This is a genomic window from Pseudoalteromonas sp. APC 3694, assembly GCF_030407565.1.
Lineage (GTDB): Bacteria > Pseudomonadota > Gammaproteobacteria > Enterobacterales > Alteromonadaceae > Pseudoalteromonas > Pseudoalteromonas tetraodonis.
The window spans coordinates 1-23,575 of the sequence record NZ_JASDDE010000060.1 but is presented as its reverse complement, the minus strand read 5'-3'; the positions used below and the strand labels follow the sequence as shown (position 1 = coordinate 23,575).

Genomic DNA, 23,575 nt, shown 5'->3' with positions numbered 1-23,575 from the left:
GGCTATAGGCATATAAATGCGGTATTTCATCTTGCTTTTGGTTACGAATATGCTGGGAGATTGCTGCAAAGTTGGTCGATTTACCTTCCTTGTTTGAATCGGGGCGTTTTGCCTCAATCACCACTAATGGCAAACCATTTACAAAACACACAATATCAGGTCTACGGTTGCCTGTACCCTCGGCATTTTGTACAACTAATTCTTCGGTACAATGAAACGCATTGTTATCAATATTATGCCAATCAATCAGCTTAATAGTGGGGGATGCTTTTTTACCATCAATAAATTCCGTCATACTCACGCCATACATTAGCGCATCATAAATCTTCTCGTTGGCGGCTTTTAGCCCAAGGTTCATGGCAGGGTTCAGCTCATGCATTACCTTATCAATGGCCGCTTCTGAGAGCGTATGCTGCTTACCTGCAAACGAAAATGTCTGTTTGGCTAAAAAAGAACGCATTACAGGGAACAAAATAACCTGATGAGTGCTTTTCTTTTCGTTTGCTAGTGTATTACCACGTAACGCTTCGCATTCACTCGGTGGAATGAAGGTGTAACCTAGGTTGGTTAATAGAGACAGAGCAGGAATTTTTGCGCTAAATTCTTCTTGAAACTTAATGGTGGTCATAATACCTAATCATCCTTAATGGGTTATTCCGTGTTACTTACCTGCTCACTGGCTGATTCTAATGTTCGACCTTGGTGATCATGCAACGTTACCCCTTGCTCTGTTTTCCAGTCTACCCAACCATTAGAACTGGCTAGTAGCAAAAACATCGAGGCACCGCTTGGTGTAGGGAATAAATAATCACGTTGGAATACAAAACGACCACCTTGCTCTGCGATTACTCCTTTGGCTAGTAGCTGGTCACGCTTATCGTAAAAGCGCTGGTCTGTTTTACGCGTTGTGGTCATAGGGGCGGACGAGCCTTTTAATACCACCATGCCTTCGTTGGTATAAATGCCCTTGGCATCGACACCTGTGCGGCTACAAGAAAACACCTGTTCAGTTTTGGTAGGTGATGTTTCTGTCAGTGGTTCAAAAATGGGGTAGCCAAGGGTGGCTAATAACAAACTGCCAATTTCATGAATTTCATCGCAATCGGCTTTAAGCGGAACAGGTGTATGTGGCTTTTGCCCACCATTACCGTTAAGTAGCTCATAACGCTGGCAATGCTTTGCTTTTTCTATCGACAGTGATTCTAAATACAACACATGGGTTTGCGTTAAGTTATTGGTGAGCGACACCAAAATTAATGCACGCTCCCAGTCTTTTTTCTCGTCTTTATAGTGCTGCATCAAACGGTTGCCTACATCGCCCGACTGACCAATATACAACTCGTCATTATCTGTATAAGTGTTGTCGCCAGACACTAAAAAATACAACCCAACTTGCTTGGCTTCTGGCATTTTTACAAATTCAGCAATATCACTACGAGGCACTTCAATTAAGCGAATAATCGAAGTGGTTTGCTCGGCAATGCGAATACCCGCAGGATCGCCTGTAGGTAAGAATATCTGAATGGTGCGGGGGCGTTTTTGTGTGATCATGCGACCTCCTTGTCATCCACTTTAACTCTACGCTTGCCTGTTAACAACTGCTGCATTAGGGCTTTTTTCTCTTGTTTGAGGTCAGTAAGCTGTTGTTCTAATAGCTCGATTTCTTTGTCAGTATTGGTAAGTACCGCTGCTATTTTTTGCTGTTCTAGTAAACTAGGAATCTTAAAAGTAAAATTACCGAAATCTTTTGTTGTAAAACTGGCTTGGTTAACAGCTGGTTTTGTAATTGCCTTGATATGTGACAAGTACCGTTGAGTTTTGGTTAAATAGAAAAGGTAATCCCTTTGTACAAGGCTTGTATTGGGCTTTGCTCTCAAAATATTTGTTGTGTAAATGGATTTTACATCACCAATTTCTCGAAAAATGCAGGTTTTTCCAATTTGAGAGAGGCTGTTAATGAAATTTATTAAAATGTCACCATCGTCTAATAGATAATTCTGCGTATTTGCACCTTGTGGATCATCTGCATACCAAAATTTCAAATCCTTATTTGTTGTAAATTGACTTCCCATATTATTAGATCTAATAACTGCAACACCGACATTCTCGTCCAGTAGTTTTCGAGATAACCCACTCTTCAATAATGAGAATAAGTCACCGAGTTTAACCTCTTCCCACTCACCCTCAAACGGTTTACCTGAATCATCAAGTAGGCGTTTACGTTGGGTATGAGCGCCTGTGAGCAGTTGTTGCATTAGGGCTTTTTTCTGCTGTTTGCTGTTGTCGATTAGACGCTCGGTGGTGCTAATTGCTTTATCCCAAGTGGATAAGATTTTGGCGATTTTGCGTTGTTCGGGGAGGCTGTCAGGAACTAACAAGCTCTGACTCTCAAAAGTTGTCTTGTTTATTATAGGAACAGCTTGTGTGCCAGCAAGCTTAGCTATGAATACAGCTCGTAATTCCAACTGATAATATATAAAATCATCGTCAAATTTGTCATACGGAACGACTGCATTAATTTGTTGGTTTGTCGCAACTTCTGTAGCAGACATACCTAATTTTCCAATGGTAGAACCAATACAAGTAAATAAAGTTGACCCTGCTCTAATAGATCGAGCTTTCTTAAAGCCCTCAACCGTTAGTTTTTTTGTTGCAACAGAAATATGTTTTGAACCACCTAAGTCAGCCGGAGATACAAAAGGAATATTACCTCCATAATATTCTCTGATTTTAGTTGAAGGGGTATTCCCTGTTATAACTTTACTCGTGTCAGAAATTAACTTTAAACTCCATCCATTAGGCACCATAACCCAACTCCTTTAAGTAGCTTTCCATCTCGAACTCAAGGGTTTGCAGCTCATTTTTTAGCTTTACACGCTCAGTACGTACTGCCACTAAATCAATCTCTGCTTCTTCTTCAAAGGTATCAACGTAACGTGGAATGTTTAGGTTAAAGTCGTTCTCGGCAATTTCATCAAAACTGGCTAGATATGAATATTTATCGGTAGTTTCACGCGCTTTGTAGGTGTCGATAACTTTTTGAATGTTGTCTGCCGTTAACTGGTTTTGGTTTTTACCTGATTTGAACTCACGACTGGCATCAATAAATAATACGTTTTTGTCGGCCTTGTGCTTTTTAAATATCAAGATGGCGGCTGGGATACCTGTGCCAAAAAACAGTTTTTCGGGTAAGCCAATTACGGTATCGAGCAGGTTTTCTTCAATCAGTTGTTTACGAATTTTGCCTTCGCTCGATGCTCTAAATAGTACGCCATGTGGCACAACTACCGCCATGCGGCCCGTTTCGGGTTTTAGCGTTTCAATCATGTGGCTGATAAACGCATAGTCGCCTTTGGTTTTAGGCGGTACACCACGGCGAAAACGCCCGTATGGGTCGCTGCTAGCATCGTCATGACCCCATTTGTCGAGGCTGAACGGTGGGTTAGCTGTTACTACATCAAAGTGCAATAAGCCGTTGCCGTCTTTATCAAGTAACAGTGGGTTACGAATAGTGTCGCCCCATTCAATGCGGTGGTTATCTTCACCGTGTAGGAACATGTTCATTTTGGCGAGCGCCCAAGTTGAACCAATGGCTTCTTGGCCAAACAGCGCGTATTTTTTAGAGCCAGAGTTTTTACGTACCATAGCGCCACATTTAAGGAGCAATGAGCCACTGCCTGTACATGGGTCACATATTTGGTCGCCTTCAACTGGCTCTAAAACCGTTGCTAGAAGGGTTGAGACCTCTGGCGGGGTGTAGTATTCACCAGCGGTGGCGCCACTGCCAGCGGCAAAGTGTTTAATAAGGTATTCATAAGCGTTACCGATAATATCTAAGCTACCCACACGCTCTGTGCTTAGGTTTAAAATATCTTTACCAAAGTCTTCTAACAAATGGCGTAGTAAATCGTTCTTTTGTTTTTCTTGGCCTAAGCGGTCAGTGTTAAAGCTGATGTCTTGGAATACGTTTTTAAGCTTACTACCGTTGGCTTCTTCAATAGAATGTAAAGCTTTGTCGATTCGCTCACCATTGCCTGCTTCATAACGCTTTTCGTATAAGTCCCAAAAGCTCGCGCCCTCAGGTAATACAAAGCGTTGCTTTGACATCATAGCGTGGATAAGCTCAGGGTTATCACCATATTGAGCAACCAGTTTGTTGTATTCGTCTTTATAAACATCAGAGATGTACTTTAAAAACAGCATGGTCAGGATGAAATCTTTATAGGTATCGGCACTAATCACACCACGAAAGGTGTCACAGGCGTTCCACACCGCCTTATTGATATCATCCTGATTGATTTGATTGCTTGTGGTCATATTTTTTAAGTCCTTATTAGTAATTTTTAAATCTGTTTTGTGTTAATCAACGCTTTCAAGTGCATGAATGGCGGTTGCTTAAGTACACGAAGAAAAGTGTGGTGGCAGATTATGTGATTTAATAGCTGTTGTACTAAAACACTGTCGTATTTTTTGCCTTTTGCGATAAATAACGCATCTCGAAGTACATATGAGAGTAAGCCTAAAAAGCTATAAAACCTAATAAATACGATTGTGTCTGAGATAGGCAACTAGGTCAATTTACTTTGGCTGTAATATAGTAAAGTATGAAATGTGACGAAGCGAATGTTAATTTTTCATTAAAAAATGATGTTAAAAGCCATGTTGGCTTATAAATGAATATCAATTAAAAAATAGCAAGCTAATATAGACGACATAATATTGTCATTCTAATATTTGCAAAGGATAGTTTTTTGATATTTGGCTTGTTTGTTTTACAGGTTTTTGTATCAAAAGAAGAGAAGTTGTGTGTCCCTTTGAATTTAAGAGGTAGCGAACTTAATGATTTTATATCAGCATTTTAGGTCTTGATAGTCATCAAAGAATTAGGTAATAAAGAGAAATAGGTTTTTACGACGCATTAAAAGCACTCGCATTAAAATACGACTTTGACTACCCAAAGATAAGCTCATTGAGCTGGCCCAAGCGGTAAAAGTAATCGTAGATGACAAAGTTAAATTTGTTGATTGGAATCACCGCGACGATATTAAATCAGCTTTAAAAGTAGAGCTGATTTTAATACTCGCTAAATTTAAATACCCACCCATCAGCCGCGATGAAGTATACAAAGAAATATTTGAGCAAGCGCAAAATGTAAAAGCGAATAAAGAGGCTTGAGTTGTTTAGATGTGCATCTTTATTGAAAGTATGAAACTTTTTTGTTGATTGTATACGTTAAAGCCAAAATACAACTAAACAGGGAGTGTGAAACAGTTGAGTATAATTAAAGAGCAGCTTTTAACCTTAGGTGTGGTTCCAAAAAAGCAAAAAGTTATTGCAGCTCATAAAGCTGAGTTAGCAGAATTGTTATTTGAAAAACTGATTGAGACAATAATAAATAAAGAGTCAATATGTAAATTCTACTCCTATTTAAGAGCTTGTCAGTGTCGGTTAACACCGGTTATAAGAAAAAATATAAGGGCTAAACATCAAAAAGCTATTAATAGTAATTCGTTAGATATTATTGATTTAAAAAATTTTATTAAAAGTATTGATTTAGAGGTGGCCAAAAAACGCTTCATTGAACACGAAAATAAAAAGCTAATTAGGCGATCTAAACCAAAACCCAAAAAAAGAAAGGAAACAAAACCATATAAAACTCCGAAGACGCGAAAGGTTTCTATAGAAGAGAAAATAGAGCAGTTAAAAGCCACCTCTACAATCGGATTAGGTGTGGAAAGTAGTTTCAAAATTCCTAAAGTCAGAAGTTCAGAAGTTGTTATCGACAAAAATACTATTAATCATCATATAAGAGACAAAAGTATTTTGTACGCAGCTGGTTGGTCGTTAGCAAAAGACAGTAATTCTGACTGAATTTAACTCTTATCAAAATTGATGAATTGACTTGTTTTTTTGTTAGAATAGTTTAAGTTAAAACTTAGTATTTCTAAGTTTTAAAGGCGTTTATGGCTTTTCTATTTTCTCCCAAAGCTCGTGCATTTTCTGACGAATCGTTGGAAAGTTACTTGTTACGGGTTGTTTCTGAGAACTTTTTTGACTCGTATGAAGGGTTGAGTTTAGCTATTCGCGAAGAGCTGCATGAGCTTGATTTTGAGGCGCATGGCGCATTCCCGATAGATTTAAAAAGGCTCAACGTATACCACGCCAAACATAATAGCCACTTTAGAGTGCGGGCTTTAGGGCTACTGGAAACACTACTAGATTTACCTCGGTACGAGCTACAAAAACTGGCTTTGCTAAAGTCAGATTTCAAATTTAACTCCTTCGCCGCTTTATATAACAATGGCGTAGACATTCCCCTGAGGTTTATTCGTCACCACGCCGAGGGAGCTGTTAATTCAATCCCTGTATGCCCACAATGTCTTGCAGAAGAAGCTTACATAAAACAAAGCTGGCACATAAAGTGGGTAAATGCGTGCACTAAACATCAGTGTGTTTTGCTACATAACTGCCCAGAATGTTGCGCTCAAATTAACTATATCGAGAATGAGTCAATCACTCATTGCTTGTGCGGTTTTGAGCTTTCTAGCGCTAGTACCTCGCCTGTAAATACTTTAAGCATTGAACACTTAAATAAATTGCTGGATAAAAGTGAGCGCAATGATAGCAACTCGCTATTTAACAACACTACTCTTACAGAACGCTTTGCTGCGATCCTTTGGTATCAGGAGCGGTATTCTCAAACAGATAACTTTTGTTTAGTTGATGCTGTGGATTATTTTAGTAAGTGGCCAGCAGTTTTTTACAAAGAGCTCGATGAATTAAATAAAAATGCAGAAATGAAGCTAATAGATTTGTTTAATAAAACAGAGTTTAAGTTTATTTTCGGTGATGCTATTTTGTCGTGCCCCAGTACTCAAATGCAGAGGGAACTTCATTTTATTTATAGGGCTCTGTTAGATTATTTAGTTACTTTGGTTGAGAGTAACCCTAAAACTAAAAAGCCCAACGCAGCAGACTTATTAGTAAGTGTATTGGAGGCTGCAACTTTGTTAGGCACTTCAGTAGAGCAGGTTTATAGGTTGTACCAAGATGGTATTTTGCAAACGGCGTCTCGTCATAAAATGAACCAGCGGATCAACCCCTATAAGGGCGTGTTTTTTTTAAGGCATGTTATAGAGTACAAAACCAGTTTTGGAAATGATAAAGCTAGAATGTATTTGTCGGCATGGTGAGTATATGCATTTAAAAGAACTGCTAGAGATTATAGACACCACTGAGCGAGATAGATTATTACGTCGTGCTTTTAGCCCTTATACGGCAATGATTGATATAACAGGCAGCGAAGCCGTTGCTCTGATTATTTTGTTAAACCTGACTTATCGAAAAAACCAAGTTGATGACTTGCTGGATAAAAAGCTAGCAAAACAGGCTTTAAAAAGTGAAGACCATATTAATAAATGTATTAAGGAAATAGCGTGGTTTCATACTCATAATTTAAAGTACCCTGATATTAGAGTAAGTAAGCAAAATTTAGCCGTAGAGCCTCCACCGCTGCAATCTTATGTTTTGAGTAGTGCTAACTATACAAAAACCTATGGCTGGTCACATGACTCTGCTAAGGTAAATGTAGCTAAATTATTTGTTAGTTACTTTAAATGGAAAGATGAAGATTACTGTTTGGCGCAAGTATTAGCTACGTACTCAGATAACTGGAAAGCCGCATTTACCTCTCTTGGGTTATCCGTTAAGGCATTTAAAAGCTTATGTGTAACCGTTAAAAAATCATTGCCTGAAGAGGTCATTCCCGACTCTGTTGACCGCTATTCTCGCCAAGTAAGAATGCCTTATCATGATGGTTATGTGGCTGTTACGCCTGTTATCAGCCATGTAGTTCAATCAAAAATTCAGCAAGCGGCAATTGAAAAACAAGCTCGATTTAGCAGTGTAGAGTTTACGCGTCCTGCTGCTGTCAGTATGTTAGCTGCTTCCTTAGGTGGGGTTGTTAATGTGCTTAATTACCCTCCTTATATACGAAGTAAATATCATGGTTTAAATAACTCACGAACATTTAAATTACACAATGGGCAAGCAGTATTTAACGTAGGGGCACTATTAAAACCGGAATTCATTAAAGCTTTAGAGGGTATTATATTTAGTAATAATGCTTTGGCTCTTAAACAACGTAGACAACAAAAAGTTAAGAGTATTAAAGAGGTAAGAAACACGCTTTTAGAATGGTTTTCACCTGTATTTGAATGGCGCTTGGACGTTATTGAGAATGGGCATGACTTAGAAAAGCTTGAGAGTGCTTCAGACCAACTAGAGTATAAAATACTATCGCTACCCGACAATGAACTCCCTTCGCTAACTATTTCTTTATTTAGGTTACTAAATGAAACGCTTGGCGGAGTGAGCATGACACAAAGGTATGCTTTTCATCCTAAATTAATGAGCCCTTTGAAAGCAGCTTTACAATGGCTACTTATTAATCTTACAAATCAAAAAAACGAACTGGTTGAAGAAGATGATGAACATTATCGTTATCTACATTTAAGCGGTATACGCGTGTTTGATGCGCAAGCATTATCAAACCCTTACTGCTCAGGTATTCCATCTTTAACCGCTGTTTGGGGCATGCTTCATAGCTACCAAAGAAAACTTAATGAGGCGCTTGGGACAAATTTACGGTTCACATCTTTTTCTTGGTTTATTAGAGATTATTCTACTGTAGCAGGAAAAAAACTCCCTGAACTTAGCCTGCAAGGCGCTCAGCAAAATAAGCTTAAGCGCCCAGGAATTATTGATGGCAAATACTGTGACTTGGTATTTGATTTAATAGTACATATTGATGGCTATGATGATGATTTACAGGCAGTAGATAGCGAGCCAGATATTTTGAAAGCGCATTTTCCATCTAACTTTGCAGGTGGTGTTATGCATCAGCCTGAGCTTAATTCAAATATAAATTGGTGCTGTTTGTATAGTAATGAAAATCAGTTATTTGAAAAGTTAAGGCGACTCCCTTTATCTGGTTGTTGGGTTATGCCAACTGAGCACAAAATACAGGATTTAGATGAGCTACTCTTATTATTAAATAGTGACTCTAAACTAAGCCCATCTATGATGGGGTATATGTTACTCACTGAACCGAAAGCCAGAGTAGGATCGCTTGAAAAGCTACATTGCTATGCTGAACCAGCAATAGGAGTGGTGAAATACGAAACGGCCATTAGTGTTAGGTTAAAAGGTATTAGTAACTATTTTAATAGTGCTTTTTGGATGCTAGATGCGCAAGAAAAGTTTATGCTAATGAAAAAAGTTTAACCGGAAAATAGTTAATGGAATTATGTAATATATTAAAATATGATCGCTCGCTTTACCCTGGTAAAGCTGTATTTTTTTATAAAACGGCTGACTCTGATTTTGTTCCTCTAGAGGCTGACGTAAATAAGATTAGAGGCCCAAAATCTGGTTTTACTGAAGCATTTACTCCGCAGTTTTCACCAAAAAATATCTCACCTCAGGACTTAACACATAATAATATATTAACTCTAGAAGAGTGCTATGTACCTCCAAATGTGGAGCATATATTTTGTCGGTTTTCTTTGAGAGTTCAGGCTAACTCATTGGTCCCTTCAGGCTGTAGTGACCCAGATGTTTTTTCTTTATTAAAAGAGTTGGCCTCAACATTTAAAGAATGCGGTGGTTATAAAGAGTTAGCAGTAAGATATTGTCGAAATATTTTGTTAGGTACATGGCTTTGGCGTAATCAAAACACTGGCAACACTCAAATTGAAATTAAAACCAGCAAAGGGAATTGTTACTTAATCGATAACACTCGTAAGCTGGCTTGGGAAAGCAAATGGGCTCCTGCTGATCAAAAAGTATTGGAAGAACTAAGTAATGAAATTGAGAGCGCATTAACTGATCCCAATGTGTTTTGGAGTGCTGATATAAGCGCGAAAATAGAAGCCTCATTTTGCCAAGAGATTTACCCAAGCCAAATTCTTAACGATAAAGTTAAGCAAGGAGAGGCTTCTAAACAGTTTGTAAAAGCTAAATGTGCAGATGGCCGTTACGCTGTAAGTTTTAATTCAGTAAAAATAGGTGCGGCGCTTCAGTCAATAGATGATTGGTGGGATGAGGATGCAAGTAAAAGGTTACGTGTGCATGAGTTTGGTGCAGATAAAGAAATAGGCATTGCCCGACGTCCTCCCAATTCTGAGCAGAACTTTTATTCTATTTTTAAAAATACTGAATGGTATTTGTCAGCCCTTAAAAATTGCATTACTAATAAAAATGAAAATATAGACCCAGCTATTTATTATTTATTTTCTGTATTGATTAAGGGTGGAATGTTCCAGAAAAAAGCGGAAGCTAAAAAGGCGTAGTTATGGCAAGGTATTACTTCACAATCCACTTTTTACCAAAACAAGCTAATTTAGCACTGCTTACTGGCCGTTGTATTTCTATTATGCATGGGTTTATTTTAAAGCATAATATTGAAGGGATGGGAGTTACGTTTCCTGCGTGGTCTGATTCATCAATTGGCAATGTAATTGCTTTTGTTCATAAGGACATGGAGATTTTAAACAGCCTTAAAGAGCAAGCATATTTTGTTGACATGCAAGATTGTAGCTTTTTTAAAATAAGCCAAATTTTAGCCGTTCCTGACAGCTGCAAAGAAGTATGTTTTATACGTAATCAGGCGGTAGCAAAAATATTCACAGGTGAAAGTAGAAGAAGATTAAAGCGCCTGCAAAAAAGAGCGTTAGCAAGAGGTGAAAATTTTAATCCTAAAAAGATCGAAGCTCCAAGAGAGATTGATATATTTCATAGGGTAGCTATGACTAGTAAAAGCTCACAAGAGGATTATATTCTGCATATTCAAAAGCAAAATGCCGACTGCCAAGCAGAGCCAGACTTTAGTAATTATGGGTTTGCCTCAAATGAAAAGTTTAAAGGCACGGTTCCTGATTTATCACCCTTAATAGATAGTAATTAACCTTTATTTATAGCGTTATTATAAGTCATTGATATTAATACTCTCTGAGCAAACATATAAAAACATGGGTAAAATTGAATTTGCTTTTTAATTATATGAATTATATAAATAAGGTTAGCTATTTTTATAGTGACCTGCCGTATAGGCAGCTGAGAATTGAATCCAAAACGCTTGGCTATGTGAATTTCAGTGACCTGCCGTATAGGCAGCTGAAGATATCCGTTAAGTGTGCATATACCGTGTACTTAAGTGACCTGCCGAGTAGGCAGCTGAAGATAAAAACAATCGTTTCGATGTTTACGTTAATGTAATTCTGCCGAAAAGGCAGTTGCTAGCAATATAAAACCAGCCTTTCATTTGAGGGCTGGTATTTTATTTTTGATTTAATAAGTTGATTTATATTTAAGATTACTCTCTCTGTTTTTAGAGAGTATTAAGTTTCCCAATAAATAATATTGGTGAGCTAAAACCAATGAATCAGAAAATATAATTGCTAGAAGTACAAATCAGTGGCCAAAATTAGTCGCCCGCTACAATACTTTATCGTTAAGCCTGTTGCTCTATAATTTAGAAGTTCCTAATATCAAGCTACTTTAAACAAAAACAGGAATTTTCAATTCAAGCATTATAACCGTGGTTGAGGTTGTCTACAGTTTTTTTGATCAACTTCCGTCCGGCAATAGTGTTAACAAACGTCAAAGGCATTTCGGAGCTAAATTGCAAAGAGCGTGTATTTAGCCATGTGTTCCACCGTTCAATACTCTCAAAGTAATCAATACAAGCCGATGCCAAATGAGCTAATTCAACGATATTTTCACTCAAGGTTGTATTTAAACGTTTATGTTCTTTTATGTGACGCCCGTAAGTTTTTGCCTTTGTACCAATCGCCTTAGTAAACGATTGCAGATCCCAGCGTAACTCAAGTCTAAACTTCTCAACACAGTTTATATCTAAGCCACGCTGGATCAATTCAATTTCATCCAAAGGGTTTGAGTTTAAATTAATTTTTCCATCGCTGAGCATCTCTACAAATTTACGATTAGCACTAAGTTGAATATAGCTAGGCATACACATCTCTAAGCTTGCTAAAGTTATACTTAATGTAGCATTTCAAGTAACTGGCTGATAGTCGGTTTACAACTGTTAGTTCAACTAAAACAAAGCGGTCATTGAGTTATCACGTGTTTCTATCATACTCGCCAAAGCTTGTTGATATTGAAGCTCACACGCCCAACTCATCGACTTTTATATTCATTATATTTATAATCTGGACCGGTTTTTTATCAATGCTAACAAACAAATTGGGCATACCTAAACTTACTCAGTTTAAACAGAAGGAACGACTATAATGAGTACAATTGAAGCTGCTGTGATGGGCTCAAAGAAAATAGAAAAAATTCTTAAAGATCAATTTCAAGCTGAAGGTAGAGGACTTCACGAATTGCTAACCTCGGTGGAGAGCCGTATTCCTGCTGATATTTTGAAACAGGCGAGATACATAGCTTCTGTTAGAAATAAAGTTGTGCACGAAGATGGTGATATAGATGACATCTCAGCATTTAAAAATACGGTGGAAGAAGTCACTACGGGGCTCGAGAAGGTGCTTTTCATAGAAGAGAGGGAGGCAGCAGCTCGGCGCCAGCGGGAAACGGTAGAAATCAAAACGGCTAGTCCACAACCCGTTGCATTTGAGACCAAGCTATTGCTCGGAATTTTCGGTTTGATAGCTCTGGTTAGTCTCACCGTGTGTATGAAACTAAAGCAAGATCTCGACAAGGTAAAAAAATCACACTCTTCAATTGAAAATTTGGTTTCAAAGCTAGAAAAAGACATTGAAACAAAAGACAAGATTATAAACTCACTTAAAACTATGCATGCCAAGATAGTAAAAGAAGGCAACATGCAAACGGCAAAAATCCAAAGGGGTAGTAGCAACACTAAACTAATTGTTAGTTCACCAGCGTCCCAGACCTCATCAAAAAATTCATTGTTGGCGAAAGCCATGAAAAGTGGCTCTGAATTCGAGCAAGCTAAGGCAGAGATAAAGGAAGGGCTTTTACAGACAATAAAGTCGAATATATCTTTATCTACCGGAGATCTAGAAGTTTCTCAGGAAAAAGGTGGGACGTATAGTATCAGGGTACCTGTTAGCTGGAATATAAATCCTAGAGCGCCACTAAAGCTAATTAATGAGTACTTCGATAGCTACAAAGGACGACCTATAGCATTATCCTCAGGACACATGAATCGTGATAAAAACAGAATTGTTGTGTCTGAAAGTTATGCAGATTCATCAAGTTCTCCAAAGCCTTACTCTGGAAGGCTGTTTGATATAATGCAGAGTGTGGAAATAAGGTTGGTTGCTTCGCTTGGTAATAAAAGTTCGTTTATAACTATTGCAGGGAATGTTGATTGTCATGTGAGCTGCAGCTATTCTGAAAAACCTAGTAATTCTTGGTTGTTACTCACTCAAGGAGGCTTTAGGAAAAGTACAATTGTTATCAGCGGGCTAACAAAGAACGATCTCGAAAAATATGGCGAGCCTGTTATCAAGATAATTCAAGTCTAGAAGTCACTAAGGAGGCATGGGCTGCAATTTTGTGTAGCCCAGCTAGCAACCTGTCAAATTTTGCATCGGAAAATAATAATTGTGCCAACGCAATGAGAGCTGGTTTAATTGAGCATAAACTATGCTACCCACTATGTCACTGTATGGTTGTACTTTATGCCAGTGAATGGTAGCACGCTCTTTGTAAGTTACTGATACGCCTATCCAGTGTATGTCACCCTTTGCTTGCAGCGACACGGGCTTCGAGCCTAAAACGTGTGCGAGGTAAACTAAGGCTGATGTGGTGGCGCACACTATTTTGTAGGCGGGGCTTTATGCCGCGTATAGGGTAAAGGCTCCGAGGGTGTAATTAATGTTGTGTAACTGCCAATTATAATTTGCTTTATCAAGAGTTGAAGGGTTAGGTGATGAATAAATAAATGACGAATTGCTTTTTAATTAATACCAAACACAATCCTGCCGAACCCCGAACCCCGAACTGATCTTTTAGATCTCAACTATTGAATATAGGATCTCAGCGCGTTTTCATGCTAGAATTTGCGCAATTTTTTTGTACTCGATAAGTAGCACTGTAATGATCTTAGATGATATTCGCATCGTTTTAGTAAACACATCACATTCTGGCAATATTGGTTCTGCGGCACGTGCCATGAAAACCATGGGATTATCAAAGTTATACCTTGTAGATCCTGCCTGTGAAATAGATAGCCATGCCAGCGCACTGGCTGCAGGTGCGACTGATGTACTTGGTAATGCTGTTGTTGTTGATACGGTTGCCGATGCCATTGCTGATTGTGCATTAACTATTGGTACTAGTGCTCGCTCGCGTACATTATCGTGGCCTATGGTTGAGCCGCGTGAATGTGGTGAAAAGCTTGTTGGCGAAGCTGTAAATGGCCCTGTAGCACTTGTATTTGGTCGTGAAAACAGTGGCTTAACAAACGAAGAATTACAACTGTGTAATTACCATGTATGTATTCCTGCTAACCCAGAATACAGCTCGCTAAATTTAGCCATGGCAGTACAAACCTTATGCTATGAAACGCGTATGGCGTTTTTAAATCAACAGCCTAAAGCGGAACAAGAAGAAGACGAAACCCTATATCCATCGTCTAAACAAACAGAGCTGTTTTACGAACATCTTGAAGACACCTTGTTTAAAACAGGCTTCATCATTAAGCAGCACCCAGGCATGGTAATGACTAAGCTACGTCGCTTGTTTAATCGTGCTCGCCCTGAAGATGCTGAAATGAACATATTACGAGGTATTCTTACCTCAATTAATAAGTCTATAAAATAGCAATTAGTTATAAATAGCGCCCTTTATTGCTCTACTAATACTTGACTAAATTACTCAGGTAATTACAATAGACCCAATACTTGACCAAAACAGTCGGGTATTACAAGTTTATCGGCTGGCATTCGAGGCTAGCCAATCAGGATAATACTTGACTAATCTACTCTGGTAATTAAAATTTGCACTCTTTTGTGCGGGGGGCGTTATGAAGTTAACATCAAAAGGCAGATACGCCGTTACAGCCATGCTGGATGTTGCACTACATGCAAATATAGGCCCTGTAGCGCTTGCAGATATTTCGCAGCGCCAAGAAATTTCTTTGTCTTATCTTGAGCAGTTATTTGCCCGTTTACGTAAAAATGGGCTAGTGAGTTCTGTTCGAGGTCCTGGTGGGGGCTATTTACTAGGACGTGAGGCTGACGTAATTTCAGTTGGCGATGTTATCAATGCGGTAGATGAATCTGTTGACGCTACACGGTGTCAGCGAAGCAATACTGGTTGTCAAAGTGGTATGCGTTGTTTAACCCATACATTGTGGTCAGACTTAAGCGCACGAATTGAAGAATTTTTAAATAATATTACCTTAGCTGAACTGGTCGAAAAGTCGGACGTTAAAGCGGTCGCTCTTCGCCAAGAAAACAGCGTTAATGATGCAATTAAGCAGTTGGAAAATATTCAAGTAAGCTGTCAACTTTAAGGTTGACCTGCAGCGGAGAGAGAAATGAAGTTACCGATTTATTTAGATTACGCAGCAACTACGCCCGTTGACGAACGAGTTGCCAAAGAAATGATGCAGTGCCTGACTATGGACGGTAATTTTGGTAATCCAGCATCGCGTTCACACCGTTTTGGTTGGCAAGCTGAAGAAGTCGTTGACCAAGCACGCACTGACATTGCTGATTTAATTAATGCAGACCCACGTGAAATTGTATTCACATCGGGTGCAACAGAATCAAATAACCTTGCTATTAAAGGTGCAGCTCAGTTTTACAAGAAAAAAGGTAAGCATGTTATTACCGCTAAAACTGAACACAAAGCGGTTATCGACACATGTCGTGAGCTTGAGCGTCAAGGGTTTGAAGTAACCTACATGGACGTTGAAGAAAACGGCCTACTTGATCTGCAAAAATTAGCAGACACCATGCGTGACGACACCGTGCTTGTAAGTATTATGCATGTAAATAACGAGCTAGGTGTAATCCAAGACATCAATACTATTGGTGAAATGTGTCGCGAACGTAAAATTATGTTCCATGTAGATGCAGCACAAAGCGCGGGTAAAGTTTTAATTGACGTGCAACAAACCAAAGTAGATTTTATGTCATTCTCGGCGCACAAAGTATACGGCCCTAAAGGCGTAGGTGCTTTGTATGTTCGTCGTAAACCACGTGCACGTTTAGAAGCACAAATGCACGGTGGCGGCCATGAACGTGGTATGCGTTCTGGTACATTAGCAACTCATCAATTAGTGGGTATGGGCGCAGCATTTAGAATTGCAAAACAAGATTTTGAAAAAGATCACGCACACATCAGTGCGTTGCGTAAACGCCTAATCGACGGCATTTTAACGGATATGGACGAAGTGTACTTTAACGGCACGCAAGACCAATCAGTACCTGGTATTGTCAACATTAGCTTTAACTTTGTTGAAGGTGAGTCGTTATTAATGGCTGTTAAAGATATTGCGGTATCGTCAGGTTCAGCCTGTACATCTGCAAGTTTAGAGCCTTCTTACGTATTACGTGCATTAGGTCGCAACGACGAGCTAGCGCACAGCTCGATTCGTTTTAGTATTGGCCGTTTTACCACCGAAGAAGAGATTGATTACACCGTTGAGCTAATAAAAAACTCGATTGGCCGTTTACGTGAAATGTCTCCTCTTTGGGAAATGCACCAAGAAGGTGTTGATTTAGATTCAGTTGAATGGGCGCACCACTAATTAGTGGAGCCCATACCTAGCAGGTAGTGAGGATAGAATTATGGCTTACAGTGATAAAGTAATCGACCACGTAGAAAACCCACGTAACGTAGGTGCTCTAGACAAAAATGATCCGTCAGTGGCAACGGGTATGGTAGGCGCACCAGCATGTGGTGACGTAATGAAATTGCAAATTAAAGTATCGGCAGACGGCGTTATTGAAGATGCAAAATTCAAAACGTACGGCTGTGGTAGCGCAATTGCTTCATCTTCGCTGGTAACAGAGTGGGTTAAAGGCAAAACATTAGACGAAGCTGCGACTATCAAAAATACCGATATCAGCGCAGAGCTAGAATTACCACCAGTGAAAATTCACTGCTCAATTTTAGCCGAAGATGCAATTCAAGCAGCAATTGCAGATTACAAAAGCAAACATACAAACTAAGAGATATTCATGGCAGTGACATTGACAGATGCGGCAGCAAACCGCGTACAATCATTTTTAGCAAACCGTGGTAAAGGCATTGGCCTGCGAGTTGGCATTAAAACGACGGGCTGTTCAGGTCTTGCTTATGTTCTAGAGTTTGTTGATGAGCTAAACGATGACGATGAAACATTTGCGGCCAAAGGCGTTACTTTAATTGTTGACGCTAAAAGCTTAGTTTATATCGACGGCACTGAGCTCGACTACACTAAAGAAGGCTTAAATGAAGGGTTTAAATTTAATAACCCTAACCAAGCCGATGAGTGTGGCTGTGGCGAAAGCTTTACCGTTTAAGCTCAAACTTGTTTTAAGATATAAATAAGCCCTGCCAGTTAATGTAGGGCTTTGTCATTTGTGAGAAGTTATGCGTTATTTTGAGTTATTTGCAATACCGGTTGACTACAATATTGACTTAGCAATGATCAACAAGCACTACTTAGAACTTCAACGTGCTGTACACCCTGATCGTCATGCTAATGCCAGCAGTCGTGATAAATTAATGGCCGTACAAAGTACCGCTGAAATTAACGACGCATTACAAACACTTAAGCATCCGGTTAAACGTGCAGAATATATGCTGAGCGAGCTGGGCGTTGATATTCGCGCTGAGCAGCAAACACTGCAAGATCCCATGTTCTTGATGCAACAAATGGAACTGCGCGAAGAGCTTGAAGAACTTCCCTCTGCAAGTGATCCTGAGGCCGCTATTGCTAATTTTGAGTCGCAAATAAAGCAATTAAAAGCCCAGTATAGCAACGAATTGGCTGAGCAACTTGCAAGCAACGATGAGCAACAATATCAACACGCTGCTGACAACATTCGCAAATTAAAATTTGTATATAAGTTACAAGACGAACTTGAACGCATTGAAGACAGTTTATTTGACGATTAATTACTTGCTGCAAAGCGAGCAACACGAGTTTAAAGAGCATTATGGCATTATTGCAAATTGCTGAGCCGGGGCAGAGCGCGGCACCACATGAACACAAATTAGCCATTGGAATTGATTTAGGCACTACAAATTCATTAGTGGCAACCGTACAAAGCGGCGAAGCACGCACTATTACTGATGAGTCAGGCGAAGCGATGTTACCCTCAGTGGTTCGTTATCAAGCTGGCGGCATTACCGTGGGTAATGATGCAATGCAAGCAGCTACACTCGATCCGGTTAATACGCTTATTTCAGTGAAGCGTTTTTTAGGTAAAACGCAAACCGAAATAGAACAAAGCTATGGCCAACTGCCTTATCAGTTTTGCGATGATGATGGTGCATTGGCTATCGAAACGGCTGCGGGAAAAATCAGTCCAGTAAAAGCCTCAAGTCATATTTTAGGTGCCTTAAAAGCACGTGCAGAACAAAGCTTTGGTAATCAAGATATTTTAGGCGCGGTTATCACCGTACCAGCCTATTTCGATGATGCACAACGTCAAAGCACCAAAGATGCGGCTGAGCTTGCCGGTATTAATGTACTGCGCTTACTAAACGAGCCTACTGCCGCTGCCGTTGCTTACGGTTTAGATTCGGGGCAAGAAGGTATTATCGCCGTTTATGATTTAGGGGGCGGTACTTTTGATATCTCTATTCTGCGTCTCAATAAAGGCGTGTTTGAAGTGCTAGCCACCGGTGGCGATTCTAGCCTAGGCGGCGACGACTTTGACTCATTATTAGTTGATTACTTAAAACAAGAAACTGGCGTGACGGGCTTATCTCCTTCGGTATTACGCTTATTCATTAATAAAGCCAAAGCCTGTAAAGAAGCACTCAGCCAATACGAAAAAGTGAATGTTGGCCTTGAGTTTGACGATGAAAAATACATGGTTGAAGTAACGCGAGAAAAATTTAATGAGCTCGCTATGCCACTGGTTAAAAAAACGCTCCGCTCATGTCGTCGTGCAGTAAAAGATGCCGGTATTGAAAATCAAGAAGTATTACAAGTTGTAATGGTTGGTGGTTCAACCCGTATGCCATTAGTGCGTACTCAAGTCGGTGAATTTTTTGATAAACAGCCGCTGACTTCAATTGACCCTGATCGTGTTGTTGCACTGGGTGCTGCGCTTCAAGCTGACGTATTAATTGGTAACAAGCCAGATTCAGACATGTTATTGCTGGATGTGTTACCGTTGTCGTTAGGACTTGAGACCATGGGTGGCTTGGTTGAAAAAATCATTCCACGCAATACCACTATTCCAGTTGCACGTGCGCAAGAATTTACTACGTTTAAAGATGGTCAAACGGCTATGTCGTTGCATGTATTACAAGGTGAGCGTGAACTGGTTGACGATTGTCGATCGCTGGCAAAGTTCAGCTTAAAAGGCATTCCACCTATGGCTGCGGGAGCGGCGCATATTCGCGTTACCTTTAAAGTAGACGCTGATGGTTTACTAAGCGTATCAGCCATGGAAAAATCAACCGGCGTTCAAGCAGAAATACAAGTAAAACCGTCGTTTGGTTTGTCTGACGACCAAGTTGCTAATATGCTTAAAGAGTCGATGAGTAACGCTAAAGGCGACATGCAAGCGCGTATGCTTAAAGAGCAACAAGTTGAAGCGCTTCGTGTAATAGAAGCCATGGAAGCCTCATTAGCTGCTGATGGCGATTTACTTGAGCCTGAGCAACTAGCTGCGCTGAAAGTGGAAATAAACGAACTTGCAAAAGTACGCGAGAGTGCACAAGAGCCAAGTGAAATTAAAGCAGCCATTGAAAAAATGGACAATGCGAGTAGTGATTTTGCCGCGCGTAGAATGGATGCATCAATTAAAAAAGCCTTAACAGGCCAGTCAGTAGACAATATATAAGAGAGATTAGAATGCCACAAATTGTTTTTCTTCCCCATCCGGAGTTGTGTCCTGACGGTGCTGCAATAGAAGCGCCCGCTGGCGAAACGGTACTTGATATCGCGCTTAAAAATGGCATTAGCATTCCTCATGCCTGTGAAAAATCATGTGCATGTACAACCTGTCACTTAGTGATCCGTGAAGGTTTTGACTCATTAGATGAAAGTGATGACCTAGAAGACGACATGCTAGATAAAGCATGGGGTTTAGAGCCTGAATCGCGCTTAGGTTGCCAAGCAATCATTAGAGATGAAGACTTAGTGGTTGAAATACCTAAGTACAATCTCAATATCGTTAATGAAGAACACTAGTTTTTAATTAACGACTATTATATTAAAAGCCGCTGTTTGATACAGCGGCTTTTTTGTTTGTATTTGGTAGCAGCGGATTTATTCCGCGTCTTTTTTAAAGGTTAAAGGCGAAAGGCAAAAGGTTACGAGCGACGGGCTGCGAGGCGCGGGTAAATTAAAATAGCCTGTAGGCGGGGCTTTACGCCGCGCAAATGTGGTTAAAGGTAATAAAATTATGCACAAAGAGGTTAAGAGACGCTGCGCTTTTAGAGGAAGTGACAAAACAATTAATCACTCAGGCTAATGGTTAGTGCTTTCTCATTTTCTTCTCATTCACTTCTCTTTGTGCATATGCTTTTTAAAGCGGTTTTATTCCGCGTTTGTTAGTAATTTTATTTACCACAGAGATTACAGAGTGCGCAGAGGAAGTGAATAAATACAAAGGTTGAAGGTAAAGGGTTACGGGCGGCGGGTAAATTAAAATAATAACTCTTGTAGTGTTAACCATAAGGCTGTTTAATTTATCGAAGCCCGAAGCCCGAAGCCCGAAGCCCGAAGCTCGAAGCCCGAAGCCCGAAGCCCGAAGCCCGAAGCTCGAGGCTCGAGGCTCGAGGCCCAAAAACCAAAACCCATTTCGGAGGTATATTTTGAGTGATCTTATTTTTTCAGACTCGTTTATTAACGGTGAATTTTATCAAACCAACTCACGCTTTAGCGTTGATGATCCGGCCACCGAACAAAGTATTGTTGATGTAAGTGATATTGACGAGCAAGGCGTAAAAAATGCCATAACAGCAGCAAAAGGCGCGTTTGTAAAATTAAAAGCCACCAATGCAACCGAGCGAAGTGACACCTTGATGCGCTGGTATGAGTTGGTGATCAAGCACAAACAAACCCTTGCTACACTTATGACTAAAGAGCAGGGAAAACCGCTTAAAGAATCGCTTGGTGAAATAGATTATGGCGCCGGCTTTATCAAGTGGTTTGCAGAACAAGCTAAACGCAGCTATGGCGATGTGATCCCCGCCACCGATAACAGTCATCGTTTAACTAGCTTCAAGCAACCTATTGGCGTGGTAGCAGGTATTACGCCATGGAATTTTCCTGTTGCTATGGTAACTCGAAAAGTTGCCCCTGCTTATGCTGCGGGCTGTAGTTTTATACTCAAGCCTTCTGAGCACACACCATTATGTGCTATCGCTTTAGCGTATTTAGCTGATCAGGCTGGCTTTATTAAAGGCGCATTTAATGTGTTGGTATCACAAAACGCTAAAGACGTTGGTAAAATGCTGACAGACTCAGAGGTCGTACGTAAGTTTACTTTTACTGGCTCTACCGGGGTGGGTAAGCAGTTACTCTCTCAATGTGCATCTACAATAAAGCGTACTTCAATGGAATTGGGGGGAAATGCCCCGTTTATAATATTTGATAATGCTGATATTAACGATGCGATTGATGGATTAATGGCGGCCAAATTTAGAAACTCAGGACAAGCTTGTGTTGCAGCAAATCGTATTTTTATTCAGCGTAATATATTAAATTACGTGCTTGAAAAAATAACACCCAAAGTCGCTGCGCTCAAAGTTGCGAACGGTTTTGATGAAAATGCCGACATAGGGCCGCTTATTTACCCCAAAGCAAAAGAGAAAGTGCAACAACTGATTAAAGACGCTCTTGATAAAGGCGCTACGTTAATTGGAGATAACAGCAATTTAGGTGGCAGTTTTCAAAACCCATTAATAGTCACCAATGTCACTACACAAATGGATATTTATCACGAAGAAGTGTTTGGTCCTGTATTAACGGTGATCCCATTTGATGAAGAAAGCGAAGTACTTGCGCTTGCTAATGACGTCCCTTATGGATTAGCTGCGTACTTTTATAGCCAAAACATTAAACAAATCTATCGTATAAGCGAAGGGCTAGAGTTTGGCATGGTAGGTGTAAATGAGGGCGTTATATCAAACCCAGTTGCGCCGTTTGGTGGTGTAAAGCAATCAGGTCTTGGTCGTGAAGGCGGGCATCAGGGTTTAGATGAGTACTTAGAAGAAAAATACGTATGTATTAAGGTGTAATGGTTAAGACTGTACCGATGAGTTAATGGTTGTAAGATAAAACTCGGTTAAATGTTGCTAGATAATGGGCTAAATGTTACCTTTTTAATATATATTTTTCGTAACAAAATAGTAAAAAAATTTCTATAAGTAGAAATACCCCCGTGTGTAAATGCCACCATTTGGTGGCATTTTTTTAGCCCCTTTTTTGGCGAACCTTATCGCTTCGGTCTAAAATTACTCTAACAATTGTAAACATGATCATCGACATGGCCAACGCACTTGGCGTAAATAGCGTGGCAGAAGGCGTTGAAGAAACGGCGCAATTCAATTACTTAAAACAACGTGGCTGCGACTTGTTTCAAGGCTACTTATTTTCAAAGCCAATCCCTATTGCACAGTGGAAAGAGCGCCTTTAATAAACGGCAACGGAGCGCGGGCACCGAGTTTCGGGGAACCACCGCGTTTTAATTGTTTTGTAGGCGGGGCTTTACGCCGCGCACATGTAACTTTTTTAAAGATTAAAGGCGAAAGGTTACGAGCGACGTGGCGCGGGTAAATTAAAATTTTTTGTAGACGTAGAGCTTGCTCACGTTAGCCGCAGGGCGGCTTATTGTTATATTTTTTAGTTATTTTATTTACCACAGAGGTAAAGAGAACACAGAGGAAGTGATTAAAGTGACTAGGTGCTAGGGCTTATAGCCCGCTATCCGCCGGTGGCTTTTCTCTGTGTAGCGCGTAGCGCCTCGGTGTTCTCTGTGGTAAAAAATATTTTGTAGGCGGGCTTTACGCCGCGCACATGTAGCACGGTGTTAGGGTTAAGAGTAGCCCGTTACACGCAGCTCGTGGCTTTTCTCGGTGTATCAAATAGATAAACTATAATTTGATTTTTAATAATGAAGTTATGAATTAACTTTGAATATTACTGAGGATACTTAGAAATAGTGGGGCGATTGACGGGGCTCGAACCCGCGACAACCGGAATCACAATCCGGGGCTCTACCAACTGAGCTACAACCGCCACTACATACACCTTGTTTGGTGTGGCGCGCATAATACATAATATCCCCATGCTTGTGAAGCAAAAAATCAAAAAAATTAAACTTATTTTAAGTATTCTATATTTAAGCTATTGGCAACGGGCAACGGGCAACGGGCAGCG

At 40.0% G+C, this 23,575-nt stretch carries 22 protein-coding genes and 1 tRNA gene; 17 read left to right on the top strand and 6 right to left on the bottom strand.

The window, feature by feature from the left end:
* The 4 genes from QMA00_RS15960 to QMA00_RS15945 form a co-directional block, all read right to left on the bottom strand.
* On the bottom strand, positions 1 to 628 hold a 628-nt coding region (locus QMA00_RS15960; protein ID WP_290157991.1), incomplete at its 3' end, for a type I restriction endonuclease.
* A gap of 23 nt (positions 629 to 651) precedes the next feature.
* On the bottom strand, positions 652 to 1,551 hold the full coding sequence (locus QMA00_RS15955; RefSeq protein ID WP_290157990.1) for a GIY-YIG nuclease family protein: 900 nt from the start codon (positions 1,549 to 1,551) through the stop codon (positions 652 to 654).
* Positions 1,548 to 2,807: a restriction endonuclease subunit S gene (locus QMA00_RS15950; protein ID WP_290157989.1), complete on the bottom strand. Its 1,260-nt coding sequence runs from the start codon at positions 2,805 to 2,807 to the stop codon at positions 1,548 to 1,550. Before QMA00_RS15950 ends, QMA00_RS15955 begins: the two co-directional genes overlap by 4 nt.
* Positions 2,797 to 4,317, bottom strand: a complete 1,521-nt coding sequence (locus QMA00_RS15945) for a type I restriction-modification system subunit M (RefSeq protein ID WP_290157987.1) — start codon at positions 4,315 to 4,317, stop codon at positions 2,797 to 2,799. The genes QMA00_RS15950 and QMA00_RS15945 overlap by 11 nt, the downstream gene beginning before the upstream one ends.
* A gap of 651 nt (positions 4,318 to 4,968) precedes the next feature.
* On the opposite strand from QMA00_RS15945, the gene QMA00_RS15940 reads away from it, so the two are divergent.
* The 6 genes from QMA00_RS15940 to cas6f all read left to right on the top strand — a co-directional run bounded on the left by QMA00_RS15940 (position 4,969) and on the right by cas6f (position 10,966).
* Positions 4,969 to 5,175 carry a type I restriction enzyme endonuclease domain-containing protein gene (locus tag QMA00_RS15940; protein WP_356947895.1) on the top strand — a complete coding sequence of 69 codons (207 nt, stop codon included), beginning with the start codon at positions 4,969 to 4,971 and terminating at the stop codon, positions 5,173 to 5,175.
* 87 nt (positions 5,176 to 5,262) lie between these two features.
* Positions 5,263 to 5,871, top strand: coding sequence for a hypothetical protein (locus QMA00_RS15935; RefSeq protein ID WP_286891594.1), 609 nt, complete (start codon positions 5,263 to 5,265; stop codon positions 5,869 to 5,871).
* A 92-nt stretch (positions 5,872 to 5,963) separates the two neighbouring features.
* Positions 5,964 to 7,193: a TniQ family protein gene (locus QMA00_RS15930; RefSeq protein WP_290157982.1), complete on the top strand. Its 1,230-nt coding sequence runs from the start codon at positions 5,964 to 5,966 to the stop codon at positions 7,191 to 7,193.
* A 4-nt stretch (positions 7,194 to 7,197) separates the two neighbouring features.
* The gene (locus QMA00_RS15925; protein WP_290157980.1) at positions 7,198 to 9,285 is read left to right on the top strand and encodes a type I-F CRISPR-associated protein Csy2; all 2,088 of its coding nucleotides are present in this window, start codon (positions 7,198 to 7,200) and stop codon (positions 9,283 to 9,285) included.
* A gap of 14 nt (positions 9,286 to 9,299) precedes the next feature.
* Positions 9,300 to 10,352 carry a type I-F CRISPR-associated protein Csy3 gene (gene csy3, locus QMA00_RS15920; protein WP_290157978.1) on the top strand — a complete coding sequence of 351 codons (1,053 nt, stop codon included), beginning with the start codon at positions 9,300 to 9,302 and terminating at the stop codon, positions 10,350 to 10,352.
* Positions 10,353 to 10,354: 2 nt separating this feature from the next.
* Positions 10,355 to 10,966 carry a type I-F CRISPR-associated endoribonuclease Cas6/Csy4 gene (gene cas6f / locus QMA00_RS15915; RefSeq protein ID WP_290157976.1) on the top strand — a complete coding sequence of 204 codons (612 nt, stop codon included), beginning with the start codon at positions 10,355 to 10,357 and terminating at the stop codon, positions 10,964 to 10,966.
* A 618-nt stretch (positions 10,967 to 11,584) separates the two neighbouring features.
* Here the strand turns inward: cas6f and QMA00_RS15910 are convergent.
* Complete coding sequence (locus QMA00_RS15910) at positions 11,585 to 12,034, bottom strand: antitoxin Xre/MbcA/ParS toxin-binding domain-containing protein (RefSeq protein ID WP_290157975.1); 450 nt, start codon at positions 12,032 to 12,034, stop codon at positions 11,585 to 11,587.
* A gap of 280 nt (positions 12,035 to 12,314) precedes the next feature.
* Between QMA00_RS15910 and QMA00_RS15905 the strand changes: the two genes are divergently transcribed.
* The 11 genes from QMA00_RS15905 to QMA00_RS15855 all read left to right on the top strand — a co-directional run bounded on the left by QMA00_RS15905 (position 12,315) and on the right by QMA00_RS15855 (position 22,832).
* Complete coding sequence (locus QMA00_RS15905; RefSeq protein WP_290157973.1) at positions 12,315 to 13,535, top strand: hypothetical protein; 1,221 nt, start codon at positions 12,315 to 12,317, stop codon at positions 13,533 to 13,535.
* Between the two features lie 574 nt (positions 13,536 to 14,109).
* Complete coding sequence (trmJ, locus tag QMA00_RS15900) at positions 14,110 to 14,835, top strand: tRNA (cytosine(32)/uridine(32)-2'-O)-methyltransferase TrmJ (protein WP_054202357.1); 726 nt, start codon at positions 14,110 to 14,112, stop codon at positions 14,833 to 14,835.
* Between the two features lie 202 nt (positions 14,836 to 15,037).
* Complete coding sequence (iscR, locus tag QMA00_RS15895; RefSeq protein ID WP_008113921.1) at positions 15,038 to 15,529, top strand: Fe-S cluster assembly transcriptional regulator IscR; 492 nt, start codon at positions 15,038 to 15,040, stop codon at positions 15,527 to 15,529.
* 24 nt (positions 15,530 to 15,553) lie between these two features.
* Positions 15,554 to 16,771 carry an IscS subfamily cysteine desulfurase gene (locus QMA00_RS15890; protein WP_036981250.1) on the top strand — a complete coding sequence of 406 codons (1,218 nt, stop codon included), beginning with the start codon at positions 15,554 to 15,556 and terminating at the stop codon, positions 16,769 to 16,771.
* A gap of 40 nt (positions 16,772 to 16,811) precedes the next feature.
* Positions 16,812 to 17,195, top strand: a complete 384-nt coding sequence (iscU, locus tag QMA00_RS15885) for a Fe-S cluster assembly scaffold IscU (RefSeq protein ID WP_008467675.1) — start codon at positions 16,812 to 16,814, stop codon at positions 17,193 to 17,195.
* A 9-nt stretch (positions 17,196 to 17,204) separates the two neighbouring features.
* Positions 17,205 to 17,528: an iron-sulfur cluster assembly protein IscA gene (gene iscA, locus QMA00_RS15880; RefSeq protein WP_008113924.1), complete on the top strand. Its 324-nt coding sequence runs from the start codon at positions 17,205 to 17,207 to the stop codon at positions 17,526 to 17,528.
* A gap of 70 nt (positions 17,529 to 17,598) precedes the next feature.
* Positions 17,599 to 18,126, top strand: coding sequence for a co-chaperone HscB (gene hscB / locus QMA00_RS15875; RefSeq protein WP_008467673.1), 528 nt, complete (start codon positions 17,599 to 17,601; stop codon positions 18,124 to 18,126).
* A 41-nt stretch (positions 18,127 to 18,167) separates the two neighbouring features.
* Complete coding sequence (hscA, locus tag QMA00_RS15870) at positions 18,168 to 20,030, top strand: Fe-S protein assembly chaperone HscA (RefSeq protein ID WP_076923200.1); 1,863 nt, start codon at positions 18,168 to 18,170, stop codon at positions 20,028 to 20,030.
* A gap of 11 nt (positions 20,031 to 20,041) precedes the next feature.
* Positions 20,042 to 20,380: an ISC system 2Fe-2S type ferredoxin gene (fdx, locus tag QMA00_RS15865; protein WP_008113929.1), complete on the top strand. Its 339-nt coding sequence runs from the start codon at positions 20,042 to 20,044 to the stop codon at positions 20,378 to 20,380.
* A gap of 626 nt (positions 20,381 to 21,006) precedes the next feature.
* Positions 21,007 to 22,434, top strand: a complete 1,428-nt coding sequence (locus QMA00_RS15860) for an NAD-dependent succinate-semialdehyde dehydrogenase (RefSeq protein ID WP_290157967.1) — start codon at positions 21,007 to 21,009, stop codon at positions 22,432 to 22,434.
* A gap of 215 nt (positions 22,435 to 22,649) precedes the next feature.
* Positions 22,650 to 22,832, top strand: a complete 183-nt coding sequence (locus QMA00_RS15855; RefSeq protein ID WP_306302889.1) for an EAL domain-containing protein — start codon at positions 22,650 to 22,652, stop codon at positions 22,830 to 22,832.
* Between the two features lie 526 nt (positions 22,833 to 23,358).
* Here QMA00_RS15855 and QMA00_RS15850 read toward each other — a convergent pair.
* A tRNA-His gene (locus tag QMA00_RS15850) sits at positions 23,359 to 23,434 on the bottom strand.
* Between the last annotated feature and the right edge of the window lie 141 nt (positions 23,435 to 23,575).